6 protein-coding genes and 2 tRNA genes are annotated in these 5,273 nt (G+C 34.5%); 4 read left to right on the top strand and 4 right to left on the bottom strand.

The window, feature by feature from the left end:
• Positions 1-186: 186 nt before the first annotated feature.
• A complete protein-coding gene (locus FPG59_RS13665) occupies positions 187-681 on the bottom strand; it encodes a hypothetical protein (protein WP_086455140.1) in 495 nt (164 codons plus the stop codon).
• 327 nt (positions 682-1,008) lie between these two features.
• On the opposite strand from FPG59_RS13665, the gene FPG59_RS13655 reads away from it, so the two are divergent.
• The 4 genes from FPG59_RS13655 to FPG59_RS13645 all read left to right on the top strand — a co-directional run bounded on the left by FPG59_RS13655 (position 1,009) and on the right by FPG59_RS13645 (position 4,418).
• Complete coding sequence (locus FPG59_RS13655; RefSeq protein WP_140344669.1) at positions 1,009-1,455, top strand: N-acetyltransferase; 447 nt, start codon at positions 1,009-1,011, stop codon at positions 1,453-1,455.
• Between the two features lie 124 nt (positions 1,456-1,579).
• The gene (locus FPG59_RS16690) at positions 1,580-1,747 is read left to right on the top strand and encodes a hypothetical protein (protein ID WP_176330754.1); all 168 of its coding nucleotides are present in this window, start codon (positions 1,580-1,582) and stop codon (positions 1,745-1,747) included.
• Between the two features lie 76 nt (positions 1,748-1,823).
• Positions 1,824-3,998, top strand: a complete 2,175-nt coding sequence (locus tag FPG59_RS13650; protein WP_086455138.1) for a S46 family peptidase — start codon at positions 1,824-1,826, stop codon at positions 3,996-3,998.
• A gap of 195 nt (positions 3,999-4,193) precedes the next feature.
• The gene (locus FPG59_RS13645) at positions 4,194-4,418 is read left to right on the top strand and encodes a hypothetical protein (RefSeq protein WP_086455137.1); all 225 of its coding nucleotides are present in this window, start codon (positions 4,194-4,196) and stop codon (positions 4,416-4,418) included.
• A 132-nt stretch (positions 4,419-4,550) separates the two neighbouring features.
• Here the strand turns inward: FPG59_RS13645 and FPG59_RS13640 are convergent, their stop codons facing one another.
• The 3 genes from FPG59_RS13640 to FPG59_RS13630 form a co-directional block, all read right to left on the bottom strand.
• Positions 4,551-4,901 (bottom strand): DUF1508 domain-containing protein, encoded by a 351-nt coding sequence (locus FPG59_RS13640; RefSeq protein WP_086455136.1) that lies wholly within the window; start codon positions 4,899-4,901, stop codon positions 4,551-4,553.
• A gap of 119 nt (positions 4,902-5,020) precedes the next feature.
• Positions 5,021-5,106 (bottom strand) — tRNA-Leu (locus FPG59_RS13635).
• 15 nt (positions 5,107-5,121) lie between these two features.
• Positions 5,122-5,194 (bottom strand) — tRNA-Gly (locus FPG59_RS13630).
• Positions 5,195-5,273: the final 79 nt, after the last annotated feature.

Genomic DNA, 5,273 nt, shown 5'->3' with positions numbered 1-5,273 from the left:
ATTGTCGATAATTCCATAATAGAAATAGAAACACTTCTCAAATAGCCTTATTTACACTTTTCGATAACTCCATATTACAAGATAATTGCCGGTTCCGTTCAACACGAGTTTCATTGTTCGTGCTTCGCACGCAACGAAACTCTAGCTGTTAGCGGTTCGGGTATTTTTTGTGCTTCTTTTGTCATTTTATCCTGCTGATACAATAATTGTCATATAGTAATTTATGCAGTGCAATATTGTAAGTATTAATAATTCCTTATTGTCAAACTTGTCGAAGTTTTGGGTTGTTTCAATATTATAGTCATAGTTAAGTTTATTCCATTTAAAATCAGTTTCAGCAACCATTAACTCTCTTTTGTCTGTGTCAATTAAAACAAACTTACTACTCAAAAGTCCGTTAAGTTTTAGTAAAAAAGTATCTTCTTTGTTATCAAAAAAGGTTTTGATAATTATTCCTTTCCAACCCATTTTAAATTCTAATAAAGCTTTTGTGCCGTCTTTCAACTCAATTTTTGAGTCCCAAAAACCTTTTGGTTCAAGTTGATATTTTGCACCGTCAGACATTAAAATTTTAGCGTTGAAAGAATACCATTTTTCATAAATTAGTTCCCCAATTTTCTGATTGTCAAATGTTAAATTGAAATTTTGAGAATTTATTGAGTTTGCCTTGTATTGTCCCATAGATGTTACTTGATTGAATGATTGAATGATGTTCGAATTGCCTACGCCAATTTGAGTTTAGCCGATTAACGTTTTAACTAGATGAAAAAGTGCAAAGCCTAAAATAAAACCTAAAACTGCTTTTACTACAACTACTCCTTTTTTTAAAATTTCTGTTCTCATTTTTATTTGTTTTAAATTGTTTTTGTTTGTTTTGATGAGACAAATATAGAACGGCTTCTGCTGTTGTTTTACCGAAAAATGACGAACGGTTGTATCGAAATGACGAACGGTTATGGCAAGACCAAATTCGATATTAACTACCTTTACGCTACTAAATAGAACAATATGATTCACTTTAAAACAATAGATAAACAAGATGTAAATACTGTCATTGCTTTGATGGTTGATTTTTACGCCATTGATGGTTATCCTATTACTATTGAAACGACAAGAAAATTATTAGATCAATTTATAGACAATCCGTCCTTTGGAAAAGCTTGGTTGATCTATAGCCAAGAGCAAGTGGTTGGTTACCTTATTCTAACTTTTGTGTTTAGTTTTGAATACCAAGGAAAAGTTGCTTTTTTAGATGAATTATTCGTCACAGAAACAGCTCGAGGCAAAGGCATTGGCAGCAAAGCCATAAATTTTGTAAAAGCCGAAAGCCATAAATTATCGTTAAAACTGATCTATCTTGAGGTAGAACCACACAATACAAAAGCACAAAAATTGTATCTTGCCAGCGGTTTTGAAATGCATAATCGAAAATTAATGCGTCTTAAAACCGATTGAAATTGCTAATAAAATAATCAAACACGGACTTTTTAAAACTTTTACTAAGCCGATTCGTTTTGTAGAAACATATTAAAAACAAGTATTGATTATTAAAATGAAACGCCTCACTTGAGCTAACAAAATGAAAACCAAAATATGTGAAATTTGCTCCATTGCAGCCGATACTATGTTTCGGGTTCAAATCGCCTCGGGAAAAAATTGGATTTTTGTTTGCCAATCTTGCTGCGAAAAATCAAAATCATTGACTCAATATAAATACGGAGGAACTTGGAAAGGTAAAAGACACTAAAACATTTTCTGTTCCATTATATTTAAAATCAATCATCCAGTTGTATCACACTTTTCTCAAACTAAATTATATACCAATGAAATTTTTAAAATTGTTCTTATTACTATTTGTCATTCAAACACAAGCGCAACAAGGCGGTATGTGGATTCCCTCTTTATTGAAAGGAATGAATGAAACCGAAATGAAGAATCTAGGCATGAAAATGTCAATCAAAGACATTTATGATGTCAATCAGTCTAGCATGAAAGACGCAGTGCCGCATTTTAACGGTGGCTGTACTTCTGAAGTGATTTCGCCAAAAGGCTTATTACTTACCAATCACCACTGCGGTTATTCTCAAATTCAATCGCACTCATCAGTTGAGAAAGATTATTTAGCTGATGGATTTTGGGCCTATAAAATGGAAGACGAATTACCAAACGAAAATTTGACTGTTACTTTTATGGTGAAAATTGAAGACGTAACTACTCAAATTCTTGAAGGCACAGCGACACTAACAAACGAAGCCGATAAACAGAAAAAAATTCAAGAAAACATCACGAAATTGAGCGCCTCTTTCCCGAAAGAATCTTGGCAAGAAAACAAAATTCGTACGTTTTACGAAGGCAATCAATACCTACTTTTTGTAACAGAGACTTTTTCTGATGTGCGCTTGGTTGGAGCTCCGCCTACATCAATAGGGAAATTTGGGTCTGACACAGACAATTGGGTTTGGCCACGTCATACAGGAGATTTTTCGTTATTCCGTATTTATGCCGATAAAAATAACCGCCCTGCAAAATACTCTAAAGACAATGTGCCTTATACTCCAAAACACTTCTTACCTATTTCTCTTGACGGTGTAGCCGAAGATGATTTTACGCTTGTTTTTGGTTATCCAGGAAAAACCAACGAATACCTACCATCTGTAGCCATCGAACAAATTGTCAACGAACTTAATCCTGCAAAGATTGAAATTCGCGATAAAGCCTTAAAAGTAGCCGATGGATTCATGCGTAAAGACAATGCTATTAAAATTCAGTACGCCTCTAAATATGCTAGTATTGCTAATTATTGGAAAAAATGGATTGGTGAAACTCAAGGACTTCAAAAATCGAATGCGGTAGCTGTAAAAAGAGAGGCTGAAAAAGCTTTTCAGCAAAAAATCACTAAAGCTGGTAAAGAAAAAGAATACGGTACACTTTTAGCTGATTTTGATAAAAACTACACAGCAATTGCGCCCTACGCGCTTGCTCGAGATTACTTTATGGAAACCGTACAACGAAATACTGAACTATTGAGTACAGCTTTCAGATTGTATCAATTAGAACAAGTATACAAATCAAAAGGGGAACAAGCCTTTACGGATCGAAAAAATAATTTAGTTAGCGGCTTGACCGATTTTTATAAAAACTTCAATGCTACCGTTGACGAAAAAGTTTTTGAACAATTGATAGCATTGTACGCTACAAAATCTCCAAAACAATTTTTACCGAAAAGTTTAGAAAATATTGACGCCAAAAATCTAGCTACAACAATATACACCAATTCAAGATTAACGAGCTACAACAGCTTAAAAGAAGTTTTAACTGGAGACGCGCCAACCATTTTAGCGAATTTAAATAAAGATCCTGGATATCTATTAGCAAAAGAACTTGCAGATAGCTACAACACGCTAATAGCACCTAAATACGACGAAATCAACCAAACGATTACGGCATTGCAACGCACGTACATGAAAGCGCAATTAGAACTCAATACCGATAGTAGAATTTTCCCAGATGCAAACAGTACCTTACGTGTTACTTATGGAAAAGTGAAAGGGTACGAACCCAAAGATGCTACACTGTACACCTCAATAACGTATTTAGATGGTGTAATGGAAAAATACATTCCTGGTGACTATGAGTTTGATGTTCCTAAAAAACTGATCGATTTGTATCAAAATAAAGACTACGGTGAGTATGCTGAAAACGGAAAAATGCCCGTATGTTTCATAGGTACAAACCACACTACTGGAGGCAACTCAGGAAGCCCTGCTCTAGATGCTAGCGGTAACTTGATAGGTTTGAACTTTGACCGCGTTTGGGAAGGTACAATGAGTGACATCTATTACGACCCAAGTATTTGTAGAAACATCATGGTAGACATCCGCTATGTGCTCTTCATTATGGATAAATACGCTGGGGCGAAAAATCTAATCAATGAGTTGAAACTGGTACACCCAAAAAAAAGTAAAAGATTGACAACAAAAAAGTTAAACACAAAATAAAGTCAGATTTTGCTCAAAAATTAATAACAAAAAAAACACCGTTTGTTTTATTAAAATTGGCACAAAAATTGTAATCAAATACAGTGTTGGTAAAAAGTATATTATTTTTCAAAAAAAAAATAAAAAAATATTTTACATATTAAAAAATTTATATCTTTGCCACGAATTAATAATTAACCTTTATATTAAATTAAGATGAAAAAAGTATTTTTAAGTTTAGCTGCTGTTGCTGTATTAACTGTTGTTTCTTGTAAAAAAGCTGATGCACCTGCTGAGGACGCTGCTGCTGTAGTTGATTCTGCTGCTGCTGTTGTTGATTCTGCTGCTGCTGTAGTTGATTCTGCTGCAACTGTTGTTGATTCTGCTGCTGCTACTGCTACTGAAGCTGCTGAAGTTGCTACTGAAGCTGCAAAAAAATAATTAGAACTCAATTCTAAAAATTTTAAGAGCCATCCGCCTTGCGAGATGGCTTTTTTATTGGAGTATAGTCACAATTAAAAAGAGCACTTGGAATTAAATCCAAGCGCTCTTTTTAATTTCACAATATTTAGTTTAATCTTCTAAAAATATCAAATCATTCGACGTAAAATCTAACGTTTCTGACACTGATGCGTAGCGTACAATTTCATCAATACCTTTCTGAAGACGCAAGGACGTAGTATACTTTCTGCTTGTTGCAAAATGACTCCCCTCAAGCATGAGCTTAAAATAAAATTTACCTGACGTAGACTTGAACTTTAAAAAATCAGCAGTATCACTTTTAAGCTTAAATTGCTCAATAGCTTCCTCACATTCAAACTTCAACTCATAACTCAAACTTGTAAAAACCACTTTCCCTTTCCTAGAGGTAAAAACAAACTTATACTCGTCATTAAACCGCTTACTAATTACAAAAGCCCCCATACTGATTGTATTTATAAAATTAAACTTCGTCTAACAACTTGACCATTCCTTCAATCAAAACAATATAAATCTTTAACTATCGGTCATAAAAAAAGCTCCTTCAAATGAAGGAGCTTTTGTACTCAGAGCGGGACTTGAACCCGCACGAACATTGCTGTTCACTGGATTTTAAGTCCAGCGTGTCTACCAATTTCACCATCCGAGCATTAAGAGGTGTTTGAGCGAAAAACGGGGCTCGAACCCGCGACCTCGACCTTGGCAAGGTCGCGCTCTACCAACTGAGCTATTTTCGCATTTTGTATTTAAAAGAACCGCAACACTTGTTCTGTATTGCGGTTGCAAATTTAAGACATTTATCGGATTATACAAGCC

The sequence above is a fragment of the Flavobacterium sp. FPG59 genome, from assembly GCF_002150205.1.
Lineage (GTDB): Bacteria > Bacteroidota > Bacteroidia > Flavobacteriales > Flavobacteriaceae > Flavobacterium.
Note: the sequence above shows the minus strand (reverse complement) of the source record. Positions and strands in the feature narration are given on the sequence as shown.